The organism is Rhodococcus sp. K11/5, from assembly GCF_055193735.1.
This window is the reverse complement of record NZ_CM143721.1, coordinates 3,614,530-3,639,816: the sequence shown is the minus strand read 5'-3', so window position 1 is coordinate 3,639,816 and position 25,287 is coordinate 3,614,530. Positions and strand designations below refer to the sequence as shown.

1 protein-coding gene (only partly in view) is annotated in these 25,287 nt (G+C 71.8%); it reads left to right on the top strand.

Going from position 1 to position 25,287, the window contains the following annotated elements; genetic code table 11:
• A protein-coding gene (locus tag ACY466_RS17085; protein ID WP_463246836.1) for a non-ribosomal peptide synthase/polyketide synthase crosses the window boundary here: on the top strand, positions 1-25,287 show its 3' portion. Its footprint begins 5,637 nt before the window's first position; only the last 25,287 of its 30,924 coding nucleotides appear in the window; its start codon lies beyond the left edge, outside the window; its stop codon occupies positions 25,285-25,287.

Sequence of the window (25,287 nt, the reverse complement as noted above, 5' to 3'; positions counted from 1 at the left end):
CTCGCCGGAGTGCAGCTCGCCCGCGGGTACGCCGGTCGGCACGCCCTGACCTCCGAGCGGTTCGTCGCCGATCCGTTCACCGGCGCGGGCGAGCGGATGTACCGCACCGGAGACCTGGTGCGGTACCGCGTCGCGGGCGGTGAGCCGGACGGTGTCCTGGAGTACCTGGGCCGCACCGACTTCCAGGTCAAACTGCGTGGCCAGCGCATCGAGCTCGGTGAGATCGACGTCGCGCTGTCCGAACATCCGGATGTGCGTTCCGCCGTCACCGTCGTGCACGGCGACGATCCCGCCCACCAGCGATTGGTCGCCTACGTGGTGCCCACCATCGTCGACGGGCTCGACGTCGCGGCGCTGCGGACCGACCTGCTGCGGTCGCTGCCGAGCCACATGATCCCCGCGCAGTTCGTCTCGCTGGAGAGCTTCCCGCTCGGCCCCAGCGGCAAGCTCGACCGCGGTGCGCTGCCACCGCCGAGCGCGCCCATCGCCGAGCATCGTGCGCCGGAGGGTTCGGCCGAGGAGACCGTGGCGGCCGTGTTCGCCGCGGTCACCGGAGCGGACGGGTCGTCCGTCGGCCGGGACAGCAGTTTCTTCGAACTCGGTGGCAACTCGCTGAGCGCGACGAGAGTGACGGCGGCGCTGCGGGATCGGACGGGTGTGGATCTGCCGCTGCGGACCCTGTTCGACGCCCCGACGGTCGCCGAGCTCGCGGCCCGCATCGCGGACGCCCGCCCCACCGACACGCGGCGGGTGCCGACGGCACTCCCGCGGCCGGAGCGGCTGCCGCTCTCGCCCGCTCAGAACCGGATGTGGTTCCTGAATCAGTACGACACCGACTCCGCCGCGTACAACCTGCCGTTCGCGCTGCGTCTCGACCCCCGGCCGGGCACCGAGATCGATCGCGCGGCGTTGGCGGCGTCCGTGCTCGACGTGCTCACCCGGCACGAGGTGCTGCGGACGTACTACCCGGACCGTGGTGTCGGACCGGAGCAGGTGATCGTGCCCGCGTCGGAGGTGCTTCCGTCGGGAGTGGACGTGCTCACCGTGCGCGCCGCCGACGTTCCCGCGACCGTGCACCGGCTCGCCACCACCGGATTCGACGTCGCTGCCGCCGTTCCGGTGCGCGCCGTGCTGCTCGAGGTGCCCGACGCGGGTCACACCGTGGTCGTCGCGGTGGTCCATCACATCGCCGGCGACGGTTCGTCGTTGGCGCCGCTCGCCCGGGACGTGTTGACCGCGTACGCCTCTCGGGTTCACGGCGGTGTGCCGTCGTGGGAACCCCTGCCGATGCAGTACGCCGACTTCGCCGTCTGGACCCACGCCTCGCTGGGCGCGGAGAGCGATCCCGAATCGCGCGCGCACGCCGAGATCGCCTACTGGCGTGAGAGGCTGGCGGACGCCCCGGCTCTGGTGTCGCTTCCCGCCGCGCATCCGAGGCCCCCCGCGCTGTCCCTGCGCGGCGACGCGATCGACGTGGTGATCGACCCGGCCGTTCGCGGACGCGTTGCGGACCTGGCCGAGCGCACCGGAACGACGGCCTTCATGGTGATGCACGCCGTCCTCGCCGCGGTCGTGGCCCGACTGAGCGGGACCGACGACGTGGTGGTCGGTGCTCCCGTCGCCGGCCGCGCCGACGCCGTTCTCGAACCGATGGTGGGAATGTTCGTCGGGACTGTCGCGCTGCGCACGCAGATCCGGACGGCCGAGACGTTCGCCGAGTTGCTGGCGCGGATCCGGGCCGACGACCTCGCGGCGTTCGAGCACACCGACGTTCCCTTCGAGCGCGTCGTCGATGCCCTCGACGTCCCCCGGTCCACCGCCCACCACCCCGTGTTCCAGGTCGGCCTGTCCTACGAGAACTTCGAGCGCCGCGACTTCGAACTGCCGGGCATGACCGTCACCGCGCTCGAGGTGCCGCGGGTGTTCGCGAAGTACGACCTCGAGCTCACCCTGATCGAGGGCGACGCGGAACTCACCGGGGCCCTGACCTTCTCGACCGATCTGCACACCCGCGAATCGGCCGCGCGCATCCTCGACACCGTGGTGCGCGTCCTCGACCGGGTCACCCGCGAGCCCGACGCGGTGGTGGGCGACCTCGAGATCGCGTCGCAGGCCGAGCGCGCCACCGTCGACGCCCTGACCCGGGGACGCTCCGTCCCGCTCGCATCCCGCACCCTGGTGGACCTCCTCACCGCGCAGGTGGCCCGTACTCCCGATGCCGACGCCCTCACCTTCGGTGTCCGCACGCTCACCTACCGCGAGTTCGACGCCCGCACCACCCGCCTGGCCCGTCGGTTGATCACGGCCGGAGCGATGCCGGGCGCCGTGGTCGCCGTGGCGCTCGAGCGGTCGATCGACCTGGTCGTCGCGCTGCACGCCGTGGTGCGCACGGGCGCCGCGTATCTCCCGATCGACCTCGATCACCCGGCGGAGCGGACGGCCTACGTGGTGGAGTTGGCGTCGCCCGTCGTGGTGGTGGCGGCGGACGCGGATCGGGTGCCCGGAACGGTGCCGCATCTGGTTCCGGACGTGGACGGTCCCGGAGCCGACGATGTCGATACCGACGGCGCCGGAACCGACGGCGAGTCGAGTGCGCCGCTCACCGACGCCGACCGCGGCGCGCGGCTCACCCCCGGCCACCCCGCCTACGTCATCTACACCTCCGGATCCACCGGCCGGCCCAAGGGTGTGGCGGTGTCGCACGCCTCGATCGTGAACCGACTCGAGTGGATGCAGGGCGAGTACGCGTTGAGCCGCGACGACGTGGTGCTGCACAAGACTCCCGTCACCTTCGACGTGTCGGTGTGGGAGTTGTTCTGGCCCTTCGTGGTCGGGGCGCGGCTGGTGGTCGCGGAACCGGGTGGACACCGCGATCCGGAGTACCTGGCCCGCGTGATCCGTGACGAGCAGGTGACCGACGTGCACTTCGTACCGTCCGTGCTCGCGGCGATGGTCGAGTCCCCGGAACTGTGGGAGTGCACGTCGCTGCGCCGGGTGTACGCGTCGGGCGAGGCACTCGGCGCCGACGTCGCCCGCCGGGCCGCCCGGGCCACCGGCGCGGAACTCCACAACCTCTACGGACCCACCGAGGCCGCCGTGGACGTCACCCACCACCGGGTGACCGACGCCGATCGACTGTCGGTACCCATCGGTCGGCCGGTGTGGAACACGGACACCCTCGTCCTGGACGGACGGCTCCGGCCGGTGCCGGTCGGCGTGCCGGGTGAGCTGTACCTGGCCGGCGCGCAGCTCGCCGTCGGGTACGTGGGCCGCGCCGCGCTCACGGCGGACCGGTTCGTCGCGCGCCCCGGCGAGTCCGACGGCGCGCGGATGTACCGCACCGGGGATCTGGTGCGGTGGTCCGAGACCGGTGAGCTGGAGTTCCTGGGCCGCACCGATTTCCAGGTCAAGGTGCGGGGACTGCGGATCGAACTCGGCGAGATCGAGGCGGCCGTCGAGGCGGTGCCCGGGGTGTCGCGGGTGGCCGTGCTGCTGAAGACCCTCGCCGGCCGGGACGCCCTCGTCGCCTACGTCGAGGGAACCGGCCCCACCGACGCGGAGATCCTCGACGCCGTGCGGCGCACGTTGCCCGAGTACATGATTCCCGACGCGGTGGTGCGGCTGGACGTCCTGCCGTCGAGTTCCAGTGGCAAGCTCGACGGCCGGGCGCTGCCCGAACCCGAGATCGCTCGGTCCCTCGTTCCCGCTCGGGCCCCGCGCACCGACACCGAACAGCGGGTCGCCGACGCCGTGGCGGCCGTACTGGGCGTCGAGAGCATCGGGATCGACGAGTCCTTCTTCGCCGCCGGCGGCGACAGCATCATGTCCATCCAGCTCTCGACCCGATTGCGGGCCGCGGGACTGTCGGTGCGCCCCAAGGACATCTTCGATTTCCGAACGGTGGCCGGCATCGCCGCCGCAGCGGACGCGGCGACCGAGGAGCACCCCGTGCTCGCCGAACTCGACGGCGGAGGCGTCGGTCCGTTCCCCACCCCGCCCATCGTGCGATGGGCTCGCGCCGGCGGCGCCCTCGACCGCTTCGCCCAGTCCGCGCTGCTGACGCTGCCGTCGGACGCGAACCGGGCCCACGTCGAGCGGGTGATCCAGGCCGTGATCGACCGGCACGACGCGCTGCGCATCGCCACGACCGACGATCCGACCGTCCTCACCGTGCGGGCGCGGGGATCGGTCTCCGCGGCCGATCTGCTCACCGTCGTCGACGTGGTGTCCGCCGCGGACGTCGACTCGCTGGCCTCCGCGGAACTGCAGTCGGCCGTCGACCGACTCGATCCCGCCGCGGCCGTCGTGGTGCGTGCCGTCTGGTTCGCCGCCGCCGAGGGGCCGGGCCGAATCCTGCTGGTCGTGCACCACCTCGCCGTCGACGGAGTGTCCTGGCGCATCCTGGTCGAGGATCTCTTCACCGCCGCGCAGCAGGATCTCGCCGGTACCGACATCGTGCTGCCGGACGTCGGCACCTCGGTGCGGCGATGGGCCCACGCGATGGCCGAGTCGTCCGATTCCGCCGCGGCGACGTTGCCGCAGTGGGTGTCCGCGGTGTCCGGACCGGATCTGCGCTGGCCGATCCGCCCGCTCGACTCGGCGCAGGACACCGTCGACACCGTGTCCACGCACCGCGTCTCGATTTCCACCGAGGTCACCGCGGCGTTGTCCGCCGACGTGCCGCGGGTGTTCCGGACCGGCCCGGCCGACGCGCTCGTCGCGGCGCTCGCCCTGGCTCTGCGCGAGTGGAGCGGGGAATCCGACGACGAGTTCGCCGTCCTGATCGCGCTGGAGGGCCACGGCCGCGACGGCATGGACGACGCCGATCTCTCGCGCACTCTCGGATGGTTCACCACCCTGCACCCGGTTCCGATCGAGGTGCGCGACATCGCGTTCGACGCCGTCGTGACCGGGGAGGCCGCCGCGGGCGAGCTGCTGAAGAGGGTCAAGGAGCAGGTGCGGGCGGTGCCGCCCGCCGCGACCTACGGCGTCCTGCGGTACCTCGACGACGCGGGCTCCGACCTCCTCGGCGCCGTCGCCGAACCCGCCGTCCTGGTCAACTACCTGGGCCGCACGGGGGCGATTCCCGATGTCGGAGCCGACGTCGGCTGGGTGCCGGACGTCGGCGCACGCCGCACCTTCGACGGCACCACCGGAGCACCCGCCGCAGCCCTCGAAGTGCTTGCGGCGATCGAGGACTCGGCCGACGGCCCGATGCTGCACGTCGACTTCCGATACGTCACCGGGGCGATCACCGAGGACGACGCGCGACGGATCGGGGAGTCGGTCGGTGCGGCGTTGGCCGGCACCGCGCGGCACGTCCGGTCCGACGGTGCGGGCGGCCTGACCCCCAGTGACGTCGCGGCGGCGGGCGTCGCCGCGGCCGATATCGCCGAGTTCGAGCGCCGGTACCCGGACCTGACCGACATCCGCCCGCTCGCGCCGCTCCAGGAAGGTCTGCTCTTCCACGCCGAGGCCGCCACCGGCGCGACCGACGTGTACACCTCGCAGATCACGATGACCCTGTCCTCGGTGGACACCGAGCGACTCCGCCGCGCAGCCGCGGTGCTGCTCGACCGGCACGACGTGTTGCGCACGGCGTTCGCGAGGACCGCTCGGGGTGGTGCCGTCCAGATCCCGCGCGCGAGTGCAGAACTCGTGTGGCGCGAGGTGACCGACGGTGAGTCGGCCGACGGGCGAACGGTGGGGGAGACCGAGCAGCTCCGCGATCGCCGGGATCCGTTCGACCTGGCCTCCGGTGCGGTCGTCCGCTTTCTCGTGGTCCACGGCACGCGCGACGGTTCGGTGGCCACGGCGGAGTGCTCGATCACCGCGCACCACATCGCGCTCGACGGGTGGTCGGTGCCGGTCCTGGTGCAGGAGCTGTTGACGCTCTACGCCGCCGACGCCGACCCCTCCGCACTGGCGCCCGCACGTTCGTACGCGACGTTCCTCGACTGGCTCGGTACCCGTGACCACGCCGCGGCCGAATCCGCCTGGGCAGCAGCGCTGTCCGGGGTGGACGAGGCGTCCATCGTGGTGGACGCCTCGGCCGCACCGGGTTCCGCGGACTGGACGGAGCCGACGGATCTCGTCCACACCGTGAGCGAGGCGCAGACCGACCGCGTCGTCGACCTCGCGCGCCGCGCGGGAGTCACCGTCAACACCGTGGTGCAGGCCGCGTGGGCCGTGATGGTGGCATCGGTGGTGGGCCGCGACGACGTGGTGTTCGGAACCACGGTGTCCGGACGCCCCAGCGAGCTGGCCGGGGTCGAGTCCATGCTCGGCCTGTTCGTCAACACCGTTCCGGTTCGCGTCCGGGTGGACCCGGGTGAGACGGCGGTGGACCTGGTGTCGCGGGTGCAGCGCGAGCAGTCCGCCGTCCTCGATCACCACCATCTCGCGCTCGGGGACATCGCGACGGCGGCGGGGCCGGGCAGCGGATTCGACACTCTCGTCGTCTTCGAGTCCTACCCCCTCGACGAAGACGCCCTGGCCGAGCAGAGCGCCGCCGTCGGCGTGACCGTCGAGAAGATCGCATCGATCGGTCACACGCACTACCCGTTGACGCTGGTGGTGCAGATCGGGGCACGACTGATCCTGACCCTGCAGCACACCGGAATCGACGATCGCCTCGCGTCGTCGATGCTCGATCGCGTGGTGGACACGCTCGCCGCGATGGCCGAGCCCGCCGACTCTCGTGGGATGGACCGGTTGATCGGTCCGAGCACGACCGAGCGCGCACTGGTGTCGACGGCCTTCAACGAGACCTCGCACCCGGTCGAGCCCGCCACCGTGCTCGATGCCTTCGCCGCTCGGGTTCGCCTGACACCCGACGCGGTGGCCCTGCGCTTCGCCGAGGACACGGTGACCTACGCCGAGTTGTTCCGACGGTCGAACCGGTTGGCACGCAGCCTGATCGAGCAGGGCGTGGGACCCGAATCGATGGTGGCCGTGGCCGTCGAACGGTCCGTGGACATGGTGGTGGCGGTGTACGCGGTGCTCGCCGCCGGTGGCGCGTACGTCCCGGTGGACGTCGAACTACCCGCCGCGCGTATCGCTCACATCGTGACCGGTGCGCACCCGGTGGTGGTGCTCCTCGGCAACACCGCGGTCCCGCTGCCCGACGGTGTGCCGAGCGTGCGGGTCGTCGACGCGATCGCCGCCGCCGCGGATCGTGCGGACACCGCGATCACCGACGCCGAGCGCACCGCAGCGCTTCTGCCGCAGTCGCCCGTCTACACCATCTTCACCTCCGGTTCGACGGGTGCGCCCAAGGGCGTGAGTGTCAGCCACGAGTCGGTGGTGAACCGTCTGGAGTGGATGCAGAGCGACTACCCGCTCACCGACGCCGACGCGGTGCTGCAGAAGACGCCGATCGGATTCGACGTCTCCGTCTGGGAACTGTTCTGGCCGTTGCGTGTCGGCGCGCGGATGGTGATCGCGGCACCGGGCGGACACCGCGACGCGGACTATCTGGCGGCGTTGATCTCCGAGGCCGCCGTGACCACGGTCCACTTCGTTCCGTCGATGCTGGCCTGGTTCCTGGGGCACGGCGGGACCCTGTCGGGTCTGCGCGTGTTCACCTCGGGAGAGGCACTCGGCGGGGAGGTCGCGGCCGTCGCGCACGGCGCCGGAGCCGCAGCGCTGCACAACCTCTACGGTCCCACCGAGGCGGCCGTCGACGTCACCGCGTTCGACGTCCCGGGGTTCGACGTCCCGGGGTCCGACGCCGGTCCCGCGTCGGTGCCCATCGGTCGGCCGGTCTGGAACACCGAGACGTACGTGCTGGATTCGCGGCTCCGTCTCAGCCCGATCGGTGCGGCGGGCGAGCTCTACCTGGCCGCCACCCAGCTCGCCCGCGGCTACCTGGGCCGACCGTCGCTGACGGCCGATCGTTTCGTGGCGCACCCGTTCGAGGACGGCGAGCGGCTCTACCGCACCGGAGACGTGGTGCGATGGAACCCGGACGGCATCCTCGAGTACCTGGGCCGCAACGATTTCCAGGTCAAGATCCGCGGCGTGCGCATCGAGCTCGGCGAGATCGAGCGGGCGCTGACGTCCCTGCCGTCGATCGTCCGCGCCGTCGTGGGGACCGTCGCCGCCGCGTCGGGACCGCAGTTGGTGGCGCACGTGCAGGGCGCCCCCGGTGCCCCGGACGTCGAACCGGATGCGGTGCGGTCGGCGCTGCGCGAGACCCTGCCGGAGTACCTGGTGCCCGTCTTCGTGGTGCCCGTCGAGCAGTTCCCCACCACCGCAAACGGCAAGCTCGATCGCGCGGCTCTGCCGGCCCCGGTACGCCGCGACGACGAGTACGTACCGCCGGGAACCGACACCGAACGCCGACTGGCGGCGCTGCTCGCGGACGTTCTCGGCGTCGACCGAGTGGGACTGAGCGACAACTTCTTCGAGCTCGGCGGAAACTCGCTGAGCGCCACGCGGGCCGCCGCCCGCATCGGCACGGAGTTCGGGATCTCCTTCGGCGTCCGCGCTCTGCTGCAGGCCCCGACGCTCGAGCGGTCGGCCGCCGTCGTGGACGCCGCGCGGCGGGGAGGAGAGACGGGATCGGTGCGGGTACCGGTGGCGGACTTCGTCGACCGGTCCGACGACGCGCACATCCCGCTCTCACCGGCCCAGCGTCGAATCTGGTTCCTCAACCGCCTCGAGCCGGAGTCGCCCCTGTACAACCTTCCGCTCGTCGTGCGGATCGCCGGTGGGGTCGACACGGCCGCGCTGGCGGCCGCGGTGAACGACGTCGTCGCCCGCCACGAGATCCTGCGCACCCGATTCCCCGATTCCGAGTCCGGTCCGCACCAACTCGTGGAGGACGGGATCGGGGACGACGGCTACGTCGACCTGGCCGTGACGTCGGTGTCGGAGGCCGACGTGTCGTCCGCCGTCCGCGACATCGTGACCGCGCCGTTCGACGTCACCGTCGATCTTCCCGTCCGCGCCGCGGTGCTCGAATCGTCCGACACGCCCGACGCGATCGTCGTGGTGGTCGTGCACCACATCGCGGCCGACGGGGTGTCCTTCGGACCGTTCCGGCGGGACCTGCTCACCGCCTACGCCGCCCGATGCGCGGGGACGGCGCCGGCACGGGCTCCGCTCCCGGTCCAGTACCGGGACTACGCGAGGTGGATGGTCAGCGCGCTCGGTGACGAGTCCGACCCCGATTCGACGGCCGCACAGCAGCTTCGGTTCTGGACGCGAACCCTTGCCGACGCTCCGGACGAGCTGACCTTGCCGTTCGATTTCCCGCGCCCGGCCGCCCCGTCCTACCGGGGACTGTCGACGCCGTTCGTGATCGACGCCGATCTGCGCGCGGACGTCGTCACGCTCGCGGCCCGCCACGAGGCCACCCCGTTCATGGTGCTGCACACCGCTCTCGCGGTTCTGCTGATGCGCTCCGGTGCCGGTTCCGACGTGGTGGTGGGAACGCCCGTCTCGGGACGCGGCGACGCGGCGCTCGACGATCTGATCGGGATGTTCGTCAACACGCTCGCGCTGCGCACGGCCGTCGATCCGGCCGTCGGGTTCGGCGAGGTGCTCACCGGCGTACGCGCCGTGGACCTCGACGCCTTCGCGCACGCCGACGTGCCTTTCGAACGCCTCGTCGACGTGCTGGACCCGCCGCGGTCCCCGGCCCGACACCCGCTGTTCCAGACGGTCCTCTCGCTCGTCCCGCACGGGCCGGGCGATACGGACACACCCGGCGTCGAGTTCGTCGACGTCGATACCGAACTCGCGAAGTTCGACCTGCAGTTCACGCTGAGCGACCGCGGCGGCGACGGTATGGACGGCCTCGTCACGGTCTCCGCCGACGTCTTCACCGCCGCGAGCGCTCGGGCGCTGGGCGAGCGCTTCGTGCGGGTGCTCCGATCCGCGGTGGCCGAGCCGCAGCGGCCCGTGTCGGCGTTGCCGGTGCTCGGCGAGACGGACCGTGACCTTCTGGTTCCGGTCCGCGGCGACGAGTCGGTTCCGGCGCGCACGCTCGCCGATCTGCTCGCTGCGGCGGCGACGGCGCATCCCGATCACCCGGCCCTCGAGCATCCGGCTGTCGACAACGCGGCTACCGAGAACCCGGGGGTCACCACGACCTACCGGGAGCTGTACGAGCGGGCGACGCGGCTGGCGCGGGTGCTCGTCGAACGCGGGATCGGCGCCGAGGACATCGTGGCGGTCGCGGTTCCGCGGTCGCCGGAATCGGTGCTCGCCGTGTGGGCGGTCGCGTTGAGCGGCGCGGCCTTCGTCCCGGTCGATCCGATGTACCCGGCGGAACGTCGCGCGCACATGCTCACCGACTCCGAGGTCGCGACCGGCATCACGATCGGCGCCCACGCCGCGGAGTTGCCTGCCACCGTCGACTGGATCGTGCTGGACGACGCCGCGGTGATCGCCGACCTCGCGATGCGTTCCGCCGAACCGATCGGCGACGACGAGCGGGTGCGCACCGTGACTCCGCGGCACGCCGCGTACGTGATCTACACGTCGGGTTCGACCGGCCGGCCCAAGGGCGTCGTGGTCACCCACGGTGGACTCGCCAACTTCGCCGCCGAGCAGCATCGGCGCTACGCGCTCACCCGGGACGCCCGCACCCTGCACTTCTCGTCGCCGAGCTTCGACGCCTCCGTCCTCGAACTTCTTCTCGCCGTGGCCGCGTCGTCGACGATGGTGATCGCGCCGCCCACCGTGTACGGCGGCCGGGAACTGACGGATCTGCTCCGGCGCACGGCGGTCACCCACGCCTTCGTCACGCCCGCCGCTCTCGCGACCGTCGACGAGGGAAGCGTCCCGGAGCTGCGTCACCTGGTGGTCGGCGGCGAGGCCTGGGGCGTCGACCTCGCGCGGCAGTGGGCGCCGGGCCGCGATCTCCACAACGGGTACGGGCCGACCGAGACGACCGTGATGGTGGCCATCGGCGAACCGATCGATCCCGCCCGACTACCGGACTCCGGCCGGCTCGATCTCGGCTCCCCGGTGATCGGTGCTCGCGCCGTGGTGCTCGACGATCGCCTGCAGCCCGTGCCGGTGGGGGTGACCGGGGAGCTGTACGTCGGCGGACCGGGGGTCGCCCGCGGTTACCACCGTCGCCCCGCGCTCACCGCGGCCACCTTCGTCGCCGACCCGTTCGGCGCGCCCGGCGACCTGCTCTACCGCACCGGTGACGTGGTGCGATGGGTGACAGCGGACGGTGCGCGGCCGGTGCTCGACTACGTCGGCCGCAGCGACGGCCAGGTCAAGATCCGTGGATTCCGCATCGAACTCGGCGAGATCGACGCGGTGCTCTCGGCGCACGAGGCCGTCCGCTTCGCCACGACCGTCGCGCACACCCGGTCCGACGGCGCCGTGTCGCTGGTGTCCTACGTCGTCCCCGAGGCCGGGTCCACCGTCGATGCCGCGCACCTGCGTGAGCGGTGCGAGGCAGCGTTGGCGCCGCACATGGTGCCGGCCGCCATCACGGTTCTGCCCGAGATCCCGCTGACTCCGACGGGCAAACTCGACCGCGACGCGCTCCCCGCACCGGAGTTCGCCGCGGACGCGGAGTTCGCGGCGCCGCGCACGTCGACGGAGATCGTCGTCGCCGCCGTCTTCGCCGAGGTGTTGGCGGAGGACACCCCGATCGGCCGCGCCGACAGCTTCTTCGACCTCGGTGGCAACTCGCTCTCGGCCACTCGGGTGGCCGCCCGCCTCGAGGAACGGATCGGCGGCGCGGTGCCCGTCCGCGCGCTGTTCGAGAACCCGACCGTCGCGGCGCTCGCCGCGGCGATGGACTCCCGCACCGGGACCGGGGTCGACGAGGGGCTGCTCGAGGTCGCGGCGCGTCCTCGACCCGATCGCATCCCGCTCTCCCTCGCGCAGCAGCGCATGTGGTTCCTGAACCGGTTCGACCCGGAGTCGGCCGCGTACAACGTGCCGGTGGTCATGCGCCTGGACGGCTCGCTCGACACCGATGCCCTGTCCGCCGCGCTCGTCGACGTGACGGATCGACACGAGGCCCTGCGCACCGTCTACCCCGATTCGGATTCCGGTCCCCGCCAGCACATCGCGCCGCAGGCCGGGGTCGCCCTGCACCGAGAGCGCGTCGCGAGCGACGCCCTCGAGGGCGCCGTCGTCGATTTCGCCGCGCGGGGATTCGACGTGGTGACCGAGATCCCGGTGCGGGCGGCGCTGTTCGAGATCTCCGCGACGCGGCACGTCCTCGCGATCGTCGTCCACCACATCGCCGCCGACGGATGGTCGATGGGCCCGCTCGCCCGCGACCTGGTGACGGCCTACGCCGCCCGGACGGCCGGCGCGGCGCCGTCCTGGACCCCGTTGCCGGTGCGGTACGCCGATTACGCACTGTGGCAACAGGATCGACTCGGAACGTCGACGCACCCGACGGAACTGATGCGCGCGCAGGCCGCCTACTGGACGGATCACCTCGCCGGCATCGCCGACGTCCTCGAGCTCCCGACGGATCACCCGCGCCCCGCGGTGCAGTCGGGCCGCACCGCACGCGTGCAGCGCTCGGTGGATCCGCGGACCCACGCCGCGCTCGACGCGCTGGCCCGGCGCACCGACTCGACGCTGTTCATGGTCGTGCACACGGCGCTGTCGATCCTGCTGGCGCGGGTGTGCGGGACCGACGACGTGGTGGTGGGAACCCCGGTGGCCGGTCGCGGTCGCCGCGAACTGGACGACGTGGTGGGCATGTTCGTCGGCACGGTCGTTCTCCGGACGCGCGTCGACATCGCCGACACCGTCGAGGACCTGCTCCGCCGCGTGCGATCGGTGGACCTGGACGCGTTCTCCGCCGCCGACGTACCGTTCGAGTATCTGGTCCAGGTGCTCGACCCGGTGCGGTCGACCTCGCACCGTCCGATCTACCAGGTGGAGTTCGCGTTCCAGAACAACGAGATTCCGACCCTCGACCTCGGTGGGCTCGAGGTGTCCGGCATCGATCTCGCCGGCGCACCGTCGGAATCCGATCTGTCCGTGGTGATCACCGACCATCGGACCGACGGTGCGGAGCCCGACGGATTGACGGTGTACCTCGACCACGCCTGCGATCTGTTCGAGCCCGCGACCGCCGACCGTCTCGTCGACGCGCTCCTGGCCGTCCTGGACGCGGCCGCGTCGAACCCGTCGGTGGTGGCCGGTGACATCGGCATCCTGTCGCGGCGGGAGTCGACGCGCATCGACCGGTGGAGCACCTCCTCTCGGCCCGTCGGTCCCGGAGGAGAACTGCTGCTGGACCGGTTCCGGGACCGCGTGGCGCACACCCCGGACGCCGTCGCGCTGCGCAGCGAGACCGAGCGGGTGACCTACGCCGAGCTCGCCCGGCGCACGCTGGTCCTGGCGCGCGAACTGCTCTCGCGCGGAATCGGTCCCGACGATGCTGTGGGGGTCTCGCTGCGCCGGTCCGTCGATCTCGTGGTGGCGGTGTACGCCGTCGTCGAGGCGGGCGCCGCGTACGTTCCGCTCGACCCCGACCAGCCCGCGGAACGCTTGTCGACCATCGCTCGGACGGCCGCGCTGCGGGCCGTCGTGTCCCGGCCCGGCGACGACGAGGCCGCGGCCGCCACCGGGATCGACGTGGTGGCGGTACCCGGCCCTGCCGACGGCGAGCGGGTCGAGTGGATCTCGGACCGCGAACGCGGCGCCCGCGTGGTGCCCGAGAATCTGGCCTACGTCCTGCACACCTCGGGCTCGACCGGGGTACCCAAGGGTGTCGCCGTCTCGCACGGTGCCGTGGTCAACCAACTGCGGTGGATGGCGAGCGACGGCGGACTCGCCGCGGACGACACGGTGATCCAGCTGGCGCCCTTCACGTTCGACGTGTCGGTGTGGGAGTTGTTCGCCGTTCTCGGCGCGGGCGGCACCCTGGTGGTGCTGCGCCCGGACGGACATCGCGAGTTCGATCACCTCGCGCGCACCATGATCGACCACGGAGTGACCGTGGGTGAGTTCGTCCCGTCGGTGCTGACGGAGCTCGCGAACCTGTTCCCGGATTCGCTGGCGGCGATGCGTCGGGTGATCGTCGGCGGTGAGGCGTACACCGCGACCGTGGCCGACGCCCTCGCCCGCAGCGGCGTTCCGCCGGAGCGGGTGGAGAACTCGTACGGTCCCACCGAGGCCGCGATCACCACGGTCGTGCACCGCATGTCGGCGGGTGAGACCGAACCGCCCATCGGGTCGCCGATCGCGGGGACCACGGCCGAGGTCCTCGACGCACGGTTGCGGCGGGCGGGGATCGGCGTGCGCGGCGAGCTGTACCTGTCCGGGCCACAGCTCGCGCGGGGATACGTGGGCAGGCCCGGTCTCACCGCCGAACGGTTCGTGGCGGCTCCGGGCGGCGAACGGGTCTACCGCACCGGCGATCTGGTGCGCTGGACGGCGGCCGGCGAACTGGACTACCACGGGCGCATCGACACCCAGGTGAAGGTGCGCGGTGTCCGCATCGAGCTCGGCGAGATCGAATCGGTGCTCGGTGCGGCCCCCGAGGTCGCGGCCGTCGTCGTGGTGGTGGCCGACGATGCGGCCGGAGATCGGCTCGTGGCCTACACGGTTCCGACGCCGGAGACGACGATCGACCCCGACGCGCTGATCGCGACGGCCGCCCGGCGCCTGCCGCGGTACATGGTTCCCGACGCGGTGCTGGTGATCGACCGGCTGCCGGTGGCGTCGAACGGGAAGATCGATCGCCGCGCCCTGCCCGACGCGCCGATCCACCCCGACGGGTCCGTCTCCGACGTGGCAGAGCCGGTCGGGGCGACGGAACGTCTCGTCGCCGAGGTCGTGGCGGAGGTGTTGGGCGCCGCGCACATCGGCCGCGGCGACGACTTCTTCCGCAGCGGCGGCAATTCCATGTCCGCGGTGCGGGTCGCGTCCCGGTTGACGTCGGTGCTGGGCCGTCCCGTGGCGGTGCGATCGTTGTTCGACGCGCCGACCGTGCGCGGACTCGCCTCGCTTCTGGACGACGAGACGGACGGTCTCGCGCACACCCCGCTCACGCGCACACTCGACGACGATGCCCTCGCCGCCGGCGTGCCGCTCTCGCCCGCGCAGACCCGGATGTGGTTCCTGAACCGGTTCGATCCGGATGCGACGGCGTACAACGTGCCGCTGGTGGTCCGCATCTCGGGCGAGCTCGATCGGGGCGCGCTGTCGTCCGCGTGGGCGGACGTCGTCGCACGGCACGAGGTGTTGCGCACGGTGTACCCGGAGTCCGAGGCCGGTCCGCGGCAACGGGTTCTGCCCACCGGGCCGGAGCTCGGGTACACCGAGCTCACCGAGACCGAGGTCGACGCGTGGGTGGTGCGCACCGTGTCCACGCGGTTCGACGTCACCACGGACGTGCCCGTCGTCGCCGCCCTCGCCGCCGTCTCGAGGGTCGCCGCCTCGAGCGCACCTGCCCGGTCGACGGAACACGTTCTGGCGCTGGTGATCCACCACGTCTCGGCGGACGGCGTCTCGGTCGACCCGTTGCTGGCGGACCTCGTGCAGTGCTACCTGGCCCGTGTGTCCGGTGTGCCTGCTGCGCTCGCGCCGTTGCCGGTGCGGTACGCCGATTACAGTGTGTGGCAACAGACGATGCTCGGTGCGGACACCGATCCGCGCTCGCTCGCGGCACGGCAGATCGGGTTCTGGTCGGAGCAGCTCGCGGACCTTCCGGTCCGGATTCCGCTGCGGACCGATCGCCCGCACCCGCCCGTACCGTCGTACCGCGGCGACGTGGTCGACCTCGGTGTCGACGCCGAGGTGCACCGGAAACTCGTCGCGGTGACCGAGGCCGCCGGCGTCACGGTGTTCATGGGCGTGCACGCGGTGTTCGCGGCGTTGCTCGCGCGACTGGGCGCGTCGGAGGACATCGTGCTGGGGACGGCGATCGCCGGCCGGGGCGCGAGCGAACTCGACGGAGTCGTCGGCATGTTCGTGAACACCCTGGTGCTGCGCACCGAGGTCGACCCGCACGCGTCGTTGACGGATCTGCTCGCCGAGGTGCGCGAGGTCGACGTGAACGCTTTCGCTCACGCGGACGTTCCGTTCGAGCGTCTCGTCGAGCGGCTGGACCCGGAACGGTCGCCGGCGTTCCACCCGTTGTTCCAGGTGGCGCTCGACGTCGAGACCCGCGACGTCCACGCCGCATCGGCGACCGAGGTATCCGGTCTGGTCGTCGAACCGCTCCGGATCGACACGGCCACGGCGAAGTTCGACCTGCAGCTGTCGGTCGTCGATCTGCGCGACGGTGAAGCCCCGGCGGGGCTGGAGTTCTCGTTCACCTACGCCACCGACCTGTTCGATCGCGACACCGTCCGGCGCATCGCAGATCAGCTCGCGGTTCTGCTGGACGCCCTGATCGCCGACCCCGGCGCCCCGATCGGCGACGCCGACCTTCTGGACCCCGCCGACCGAACCGCGCTGGTGCCCGCCCGCGGACCGGTGCCCACCCCACCCGCGACGCTGGCGGGTCTGCTCGCCGACACCGCGCACACTCACCGGGATCGCCCCGCCGTCGTCACCGACGCGGGGGAGGTGACGTACGGCGATCTCGCCGCCCGCGCCCATCGTCTGGCGCGAGTGCTCGTCGACCGCGGTGTCGGACCCGAGACCACGGTGGCCGTCGCCGTTCCGCGATCGCTCGACTCGGTGATCGCGGTGTGGGCCGTGGCCGCGACGGGCGCCGCGTTCGTCCCCGTCGACCCCGGGTACCCCGCGGCGCGGGTCGAGCACATGATCCGCGACTCCGGTGCGATGGTCGGCCTCACGACCGCCGCGCACGCATCCGCGCTCACCGACACGGTGTCGTGGCTCGCCCTCGACGCACCCGAGGTCACCGATGCGGCGGCGCGGGAATCGTCGGCGCCGCTGACGGATTCGGATCGGATGACGCCGCTGCACCTCGGCTCGGTTGCATACGTCGTGTACACCTCCGGTTCCACCGGGACGCCCAAGGGAGTCGCGGTGGGCCACCGCGGCCTCGCGGATCTCGTCGCACACCAGCGGATCGCGTTCGGTGCGGACCCGGCCTCGCGGGTGCTGCACGCGGCCTCGCCGAGCTTCGACGCCTCGGTGTTCGAACTGCTGCTCGCGGCCGGTTCCGGTGCGGCGCTGGTGGTGTCACCCGCGGGGGTCGTCGGCGGTGACGAACTGGCGGACGTGCTCACCGCGCACGAGGTCACCCACGCGGTCCTCACCCCGTCGGTGCTCGCGTCGCTGGGCGCACCGGACCTGCCGACGTTGCGGGTGCTCGCCACCGCCGGCGAATCGTGCCCGGCCGAGGTGCGCGACCGATTCTCCGGCGGCCGAACGATGCTCGACCTCTACGGCCCCACCGAGACCACGATCTGGGTCAGCGGCACGGACGGGTCCACCGAGAGTCACGGGATCGGCCGACCGATCACGGGAACCTCGGTGGTGCTGCTCGACGCGCGGCTGCGTCCCGCTCCGCTGGGTGCGGCCGGGGAGATCTGGGTGGGCGGGGAGTCCCTGGCGCGCGGTTACGTGGGGCAGCCGGGTCTCACGGCGACCCGCTTCGTCGCGGATCCGACGGGCGACGGGCGCCGCCTCTACCGCACCGCGGACCTCGCGGCATGGGACGGCCGGGGTGATCTCACCTACCTCGGTCGACGGGACGGGCAGGTCAAGATCCGAGGAATGCGCATCGAGCTCGGGGAGATCGACGCCGCGCTCGGCTCGCATCCCGAGGTGACGTTCGCGACCACCGTCGTGCACACGGACGCCGCCGGCCAGGATTCGCTCGCCGCGTACGTCACCGGGCCGGACGACACCGACACCACGGCGTTGACCGCGTTCCTCGGAACCCTCCTGCCGTCGCACCTCGTGCCGTCGTCGATCACGGTGCTCGCCGAGGTACCCCTGACCCCGGTGGGCAAGCTCGATCGGTCCGCGCTCCCCGCGCCCGCGGTGGCCGCCGCGGACTACGCGGATCCGGTGGGGGAGCGCGAGATCGCGATCGCCGCGGTATTCGCGGACATCACCGGCGCCGAACAGGTGGGCCGGGACGACAGCTTCTTCGCGCTCGGTGGCAACTCTCTGTCCGCGACACGCGTCGTCGGCCGGGTCGGTGAGCGGTACTCGATGCGGGTTCCCGTGCGCACCCTGTTCGACGCGCCGACGCCGCGAACCCTGGCCGCGGCCCTCGCCTCTCACGCCGACGCGGCCGTGATGCCTCTCGCGCCGATGCCGCGGCCGGACCACATTCCACTGTCGCTGCAGCAGCAGCGCATGTGGTTCCTGAACCGCTTCGACCCGTCGTCCGGAGACGTACTGCCCCTGGTGATCCGGCTCGGCGGTGCGCTCGACGTCGACGCGCTGCGAACGGCGGTGCGGGATGTGATCGGGCGGCACGAGTCGCTGCGCACGATGTACCCGGACACTCCCGACGGTCCGCGCCAGCTGATTCTCGACGAGACCGGTGACGTGGTCGTCGTCGACGTCGAGCCCGACGAGATGGCCGCGGTGGTTCGCACACGCGTGACCGAGCCGTTCGACGTCACCCGCGCCGTCCCGCTCCGTGCGCATCTGTTGCGCAGCAGCGACACCGAGCACGTGCTGGTCGTCGTGCTGCACCACATCGCCGGGGACGGGTACTCGCTGGGACCGCTCGCGCGGGACGTCGTCGTCGCGTACACCGCGCGCCGGGAGCAGCGTGCTCCCGAATGGGCGCCGCTCGAGGTCCAGTACGCCGACTACAGCCTGTGGCAGCGTGCGGTCCTCGGCGACGGGGACGACCCTCGTTCGCTCGACGCGCGCCAGATCCACTACTGGACAGGGCAACTGGCGGACATTCCCGACCGGTTGGCGCTGCCGACGGATCGGCCACGACCGCCGGTGCAGAGTCACCGCGGCGCGTCGGTGTCGCTCGGGGTGGACGAGGACGTGCGCGCCGGTCTCGCCGCGGTGGCGGCGGACGCGGACGCCTCCCTCTTCATGGTGGTGCACGCTGCCTACGCGATGGTGCTGAGCCGCCTGGCGACTCAGCCGGACGTGGTGATCGGCGCACCCGTCGCGGGCCGCGGTGAGCGGGCGCTGGACGACGTGATCGGCATGTTCGCCGGCACCCTGGCCCTGCGGACGACCGTGGACGCGAACGAGTCGTTCACCGATTTCCTGGCACGTGTCCGCGCGACCGACCTCGACGCCTTCGAGAATGCGGACGTTCCGTTCGAGCGCCTCGTGCAGGTGCTCGACCCGGTTCGATCGATGGCCCACCACCCGATCTTCCAGGTGGCGTTGTCCTTCCAGAACCTGGAGGAGACGACGTTCGCGCTGCCGGGCCTCGAGATCTCGACCGTGGCGCCGGACGAGGGCACCGCACAGTTCGATCTTCACCTGGTGGTGGAGGAGGACGCGGCGAACGGGCTCGCCCTCACCCTGAACTACGCGAGCGACCTGTTCGACGCGGCGACGGTGGCCGGGTTCGGTCACCACCTGGCGACCGCGTTGCGCGAGATCGCGCGGAATCCGTCGATCCCGACGGGCGCCGTGTCGCTCCTGGACCCGGCTGCGTCGGACGCCGTCCGATCCGCGGAATCCGGTGTCGTGCGGCCGGTGACGACGGTGTCGCAGACCGCGGGGACGGTCGACCACGCCGCCGCCGACCCCACCGCGATCGTGGTGCAGTACGGCGACACCCGCGTCACCTACGGCGACTTCGCCGCCCGGCTGCTCACCGTCGCCCGCGCTCTCCGAGAGCGGGGCGTCGACACCGAGGTGACGGTGGGGGTGAGTCTGCACCGGAGCGTCGATCTGGTCGTCGCGCTGTACGCGATCGCGGCGGCCGGGGGAACGTACGTGCCCGTCGACCCGGATCAGCCCGGCGATCGCACCGATCACGTGGTGCGGGCGTCCGGGATGGCGCTGATGATCGCGTCCGGTGCGGACGCCGGCCGCGGTGTGCCCGTGGTGACGCTCGCCGAGTTGGAGGGCGACGTCGTTCCCGACGCTGTCCCGGATGCAGACCTGCCCGCCGCGACCCACCCCGCTGCGGCCGCCTACGTGATCTTCACGTCCGGTTCGACGGGGCGGCCGAAGGGTGTCGCGGTGTCGCGCGCCGCCGTGGCCAACCAGCTCGAGTGGAAGCGCGCCCACTACGACCTCGGACCGGGCGACGCGGTGCTTCTGCACACGGCGGCGACCTTCGACCTGTCGGTGTGGCAGTTGTGGTCCGCACCGAACGCGGGGGCACGCCTGGTTCTGGCGGACCCCGGCACCGAGCGTGACGCGAAAGCTCTGCTGCACACCATGATCGACGGTGGTGTCACCGTTCTGCACGTCGTCCCCTCGACGCTCGCGATGCTCGACGCCTACGTGGCGGACACCCCCGGCGCGCGGTACCCGGCGACCCTGCGCCGCATCCTGTGCATCGGTGAGGCGCTTCCCGCCGACCTCGCGGCGGCAGTGCGTCGACGGTCGGGGGCGCGGGTCGACAACCTCTACGGACCCACCGAGGCGGCGGTATCGGTGACGATGCACGAGACCTCGGACGACGACCGGTCCGTCGTGCCCATCGGTGTCCCGCAGTGGAACACCACGGTGCGCGTGCTGGATTCGCGGCTCGGCCGCGTTCCGGACGGGGTCACCGGCGAGCTGTACCTGGGCGGCGCCCAGCTCGCCCGCGGCTACGTGGGGGAGAGCGGTACCACCGCTCGCACCTTCGTCGCCGACGCCGATGGCCGGCGCCTCTACCGCACCGGCGACCTGGCGCGCTGGATCGTGCGGGACGGCGAACGGATGCTCGAGTACGGGGGGCGCAGCGACTTCCAGGTCAAGATCGGCGGCTTCCGCATCGAGCTGGGCGACGTCGAGGCGGCGCTGCGTCGGTGCGACGGCGTCGACGAGGCCGTGGTGGTGGCCCGCGGTGATCGCCTGGTCGCGTACGTCGGCGGCCCGGCCGACGAACACGCGGTTCGCCGACAGGTCGCCGATCTCGTTCCGTCCTACCTGGTGCCGGCGTCGATCGCGGTGTTGGACGCCCTACCCCTGGGAACGACCGGCAAGGTCGATCGGCGCGCGCTACCCGATCTCGAATTCGATTCGGGTATTGACAGTTTCGTGGCACCGTCCACCCCGATCGAGCGACTGGTCGCCGCGACGGTCGGCGACGTCCTCGGCCGGGACGGCGTCGGCACGGGAGACGACTTCTTCGACCTCGGCGGCAACTCGCTCGTCGCGACGCGTGTGGTCGCCCGGCTGTCCGCCGCCCTCGGATCCGAGGTTCCCGTGCGCTCGATCTTCGAGGCGCCGACCGTGGGAGAACTCGCCACGTGGATCGACACCCGCGTCGATCCGGGTGCACTTCGTGCACCGCTGGTGGCCGGCCCGCGACCCGATCGCGTCCCGCTCTCCCTGCAGCAGCAGCGCATGTGGTTCCTGGCCCGGCTCGCTCCGCGGTCCGCGGCGGACAACATCCCGCTCGCGGTGCGCCTGTCCGGCGACCTCGACACGGATGCGTTCGCCGCCGCCGTGCTCGACGTGATCGGTCGGCACGAGCCGCTCCGCACCCGGTACCCGGAGGTCGACGGCGCCCCGGCCGCGGTGATCGAGCCGACGGTGGACCTCGACCTCACCCCGACCGCCGTGCCCGGGGACGCCGACACCGAGATCGCGCTGCTCGCCGCCCGCCCGTTCGACGTGACCGCAGCGGCGCCCGTGCGCGCGCGCCTGCTGCGTCTCGCCGACGACGAGCACGTCTTCGTGTTGGTGGTGCACCACATCGCGGCCGACGGGTACTCGATGGGACCGGTGGCGCGGGACATCGTCCTCGCCTACACCGCCCGGCGCGCCGGACGCGCCCCCGAGTGGGCGCCGCTGCCGGTGCAGTACGCCGATTTCGCGCTGTGGCAGCGGGAGTCGCTCGGTTCGCTCGATCACGAGGGGTCGGTGCTCGCCCGCCAGGGCGCGTACTGGCGTGAGCGCTTGACCGGGGCACCCGACGAGTTGGCCCTGCCGTTCGATCGCCCCCGCCCGGCGGTGTCGACGGCTCTGTCCGCCGCCGTGACGATCACCCTGCCGCAGCCGACGCGTGCCCGCGTGCAGGCCGCGGCCCGCGCCGCCAAGGCCACCGAGTTCATGGTGCTGCACGCCGCGTTGGCGTCGACGTTGGCGCGGCTCACGGGTACGTCCGACATCGTGATCGGAACGCCGGTAGCCGGTCGCGGTGACGCCGCGCTGGACGATCTGGTCGGCATGTTCGTCGGCACGGTGGTGCTGCGGACGACGATCGATCCGGACGCCGGCGCCGCCGAGATGCTCGATCACGTTCGCGCGGTCGACCTCTCGGCGTTCGACCACGCCGAACTGCCGTTCGAGAAGGTGGTGGAGCTCGTCGATCCGCCGCGCTCACGGTCCCGGCACCCGATCTTCCAGGTGATGCTCGCGCTGCAGAATCTCGGTGAGGTGTCCGTCGACCTGGACGGGCTGACCGTGCGCGCGCTCGACCCGGGGGATCGACCGGCGAACTACGACCTCGAGTTCACGGTGTCCGAACGTGCCACCGGCGCCGGAGACCCCGACGGATTCGACGTCCGGCTCACCTACGCCACCGACGTGTTCGACGCTGCCACCGCCGAATCCATCGCTCACCGCTTCGAGGCGGCGGTGGCCGGAGTGCTCGACGGGTACGTCGGCGCGCTCGTCCTGGATTCCGAGCGTGCGGAGCTGGTGGCCGCCAACGACACCGCGCGGTGGTTGCCGCCCACCACGGTGGTCGATCTTCTCGCCCGCCACGCGGACCTCACGCCCCGGGCCACGGCCGTGGTCTTCGACGGCGAGCACGTCACGTACGGCGACTTCGACGCGCGGGTGCGCCGGGTGGCCGCGCAGCTCGCCGTCCACGGGATCGCCTCCGAATGCGCCGTTGCGGTGGCGATTCCGCGGTCGATCGAGATGATGGTCGCGATCCACGCCGTCGTGCGGTCGGGGGCGGCGTTCGTCCCGATCGACCCGACGCATCCGCGCGAGCGCATCGATCACATCCTGCGCACCGCCGCCCCGAAGGCGGTGCTCGAGGTGGCCGAGTTCCCGGTCGCGGTGCCGGCCGGCCTGGAGACGGAGGTTTTTCGCTTCGCGGACCTGGAGGCAGCCGACTCCGACACCTCCGAGACAGTCGATGTCCGTCCTGTTCTCATCCGCCCGGATACGCCCGCGTACGTGCTGTTCACCTCGGGATCGACGGGTCGGCCGAAGGGCGTCGTGGTCACCCACGCAGCGCTGACCAACCGGATCCTGTGGATGCAGGACACCTACCCGCTCACCGCCGACGACGCCGTTCTGCAGAAGACCCCGACCACCTTCGACGTGTCGGTGTGGGAGTTGTTCTGGCCGTTCGTGGTCGGTGCGCGCTCGGTGGTCGCTGCACCGGACGGGCACCGTGACCCGGCCTACCTCGCCGAGGTCATCGAACGCGAGCAGGTGTCCGTGGTGCACTTCGTGCCGTCGATGCTGTCGGTGTTCGTCGCGCACGAGGGCACCGGACTCGAGGGCAAGGCCCGGTGCGGTTCCCTGCGCCACGTGTTCGCGTCGGGTGAGGCGTTGCCCGTGTCCACCGCGTCGGCGGCGCGCGCCGCGCTCCCGGCCGCGCGGCTGCACAACCTCTACGGGCCCACCGAGGCAACCGTCGACGTCTCGTATCACGAAGTGACCGAGGAGGATTCACACGTGGTGCCCATCGGAGCACCCGTGTGGAACACCGGACTGCACGTCCTCGACTCCATGCTGCGCGAGGTACCCGTCGGGGTGGCGGGTGAGCTGTATCTGAGCGGGGTGCAGATCGCTCGCGGATACGTGGGCAGCCCCGCCCTGACGGCAGCGCGGTTCGTGGCGGCCGGTGCCGGGCGGAACCGGATGTACCGCACGGGAGACGTGGTGCGCCGCCTGCGGTCCGGTGAGCTCGTCTACCTCGGGCGCAGCGACGATCAGATCAAGGTGCGCGGTCAGCGCATCGAACCCGGTGAGGTCGAGGCGGCGATGCTCGCGCACACCGGCGTGTCGCAGGCCGTCGTCCTCGTGCGAGGGGCGGGGGAGAGTGCTCGCTTCGTGGGATACCACGTGGGCACCGCCGACGAGGAGACGCTGCGCGCACACCTGTCGACTCGCTTGCCGGAGTTCATGATTCCGCTACTCGTGCGCCTCGGGTCCCTCCCGGTGACGGCCAACGGCAAGCTCGATCGCGCGGCTCTGCCCGAGGTCTCGGCCCGTACCGACGAACCCGTGGCGCTCGCGACGGACACCGAACGCGCGCTGGCCGGCGTGCTCGAGGAACTGCTCGAGACGGGACCGATCGGAGCGCTCGACGACTTCTTCCGACTCGGCGGCAACTCGTTGCTCGCGGTTCGGGTCGCCGCGGAGGTGCGGTCGAGACTGGATCGGGAACTGCCGCTCGACGCGTTCTTCGCCGCGCCGACCGTGCGTGGCCTCGCTCGCCGCCTCGACCTCATGGACCGCGGCGACGTGGACGCGACGTCGGGTCTGGACGTGGTCCTGCCGATCAGCACCACCGGATCGCGCACCCCGGTGTTCGCGGTGCACCCGTCCCTCGGCATCGCGTGGGGGTTCGTCTCGCTCGCGTCGTACCTACCGGACACCCCGCTGTACGGCCTGCAGTGGCCCGGTCTGACCGAGGACGGTGACGTCGCGGACTCCCTGGACGAGCTCGCCGTGCGCTACGTCGACGAGGTCGAGCGCCTTGCGCCGTCGGGGCCGGTGCGGTTGGCCGGCTGGTCGCTCGGTGGAGTGATCGCGCACGCCATGGCGGCCGAGCTCCTGAGCCGCGGCCGCGTCGTGGAGTCGATCGTCATGCTGGACAGCTACCCGCACGCCGACACCGAATCCGAGTCGACGGTGACCGTCGGGGATCTGCTGGCCTCGACCTCCGGCGCCACCGCACCCGTGTCGTCCGTCCTCGACACCGACCTCACGGCCCTGTCGGCCGAGGGAACGGACGATCTGATCGCGCTGCTCGCGGCCGAGATGCCGGGGATGACCGCGTCCGACGTGCAGCGATGGATCCGGGGAATCGATCGGGCGGTGGAACTGTGGATGTCACACACGCCGAGCGTCGTCGACGTCCCCCTGCTGTACCTGGCCGCAGGACAGGACGACCCGACCGGCCTCCGCGGCGTCGAAGAATGGTCGTCCTATGTGACGGGTCATAAAGACAGTTACGCTATCGACACTTCACATTGGCGAATGGCGACGGCCGAATCATGGAAGATCATCGGAGTTGCCCTCGGCGACGAGCCGGTGCCCGTCCGCCGGACTTCAGACCGACAGACCTAG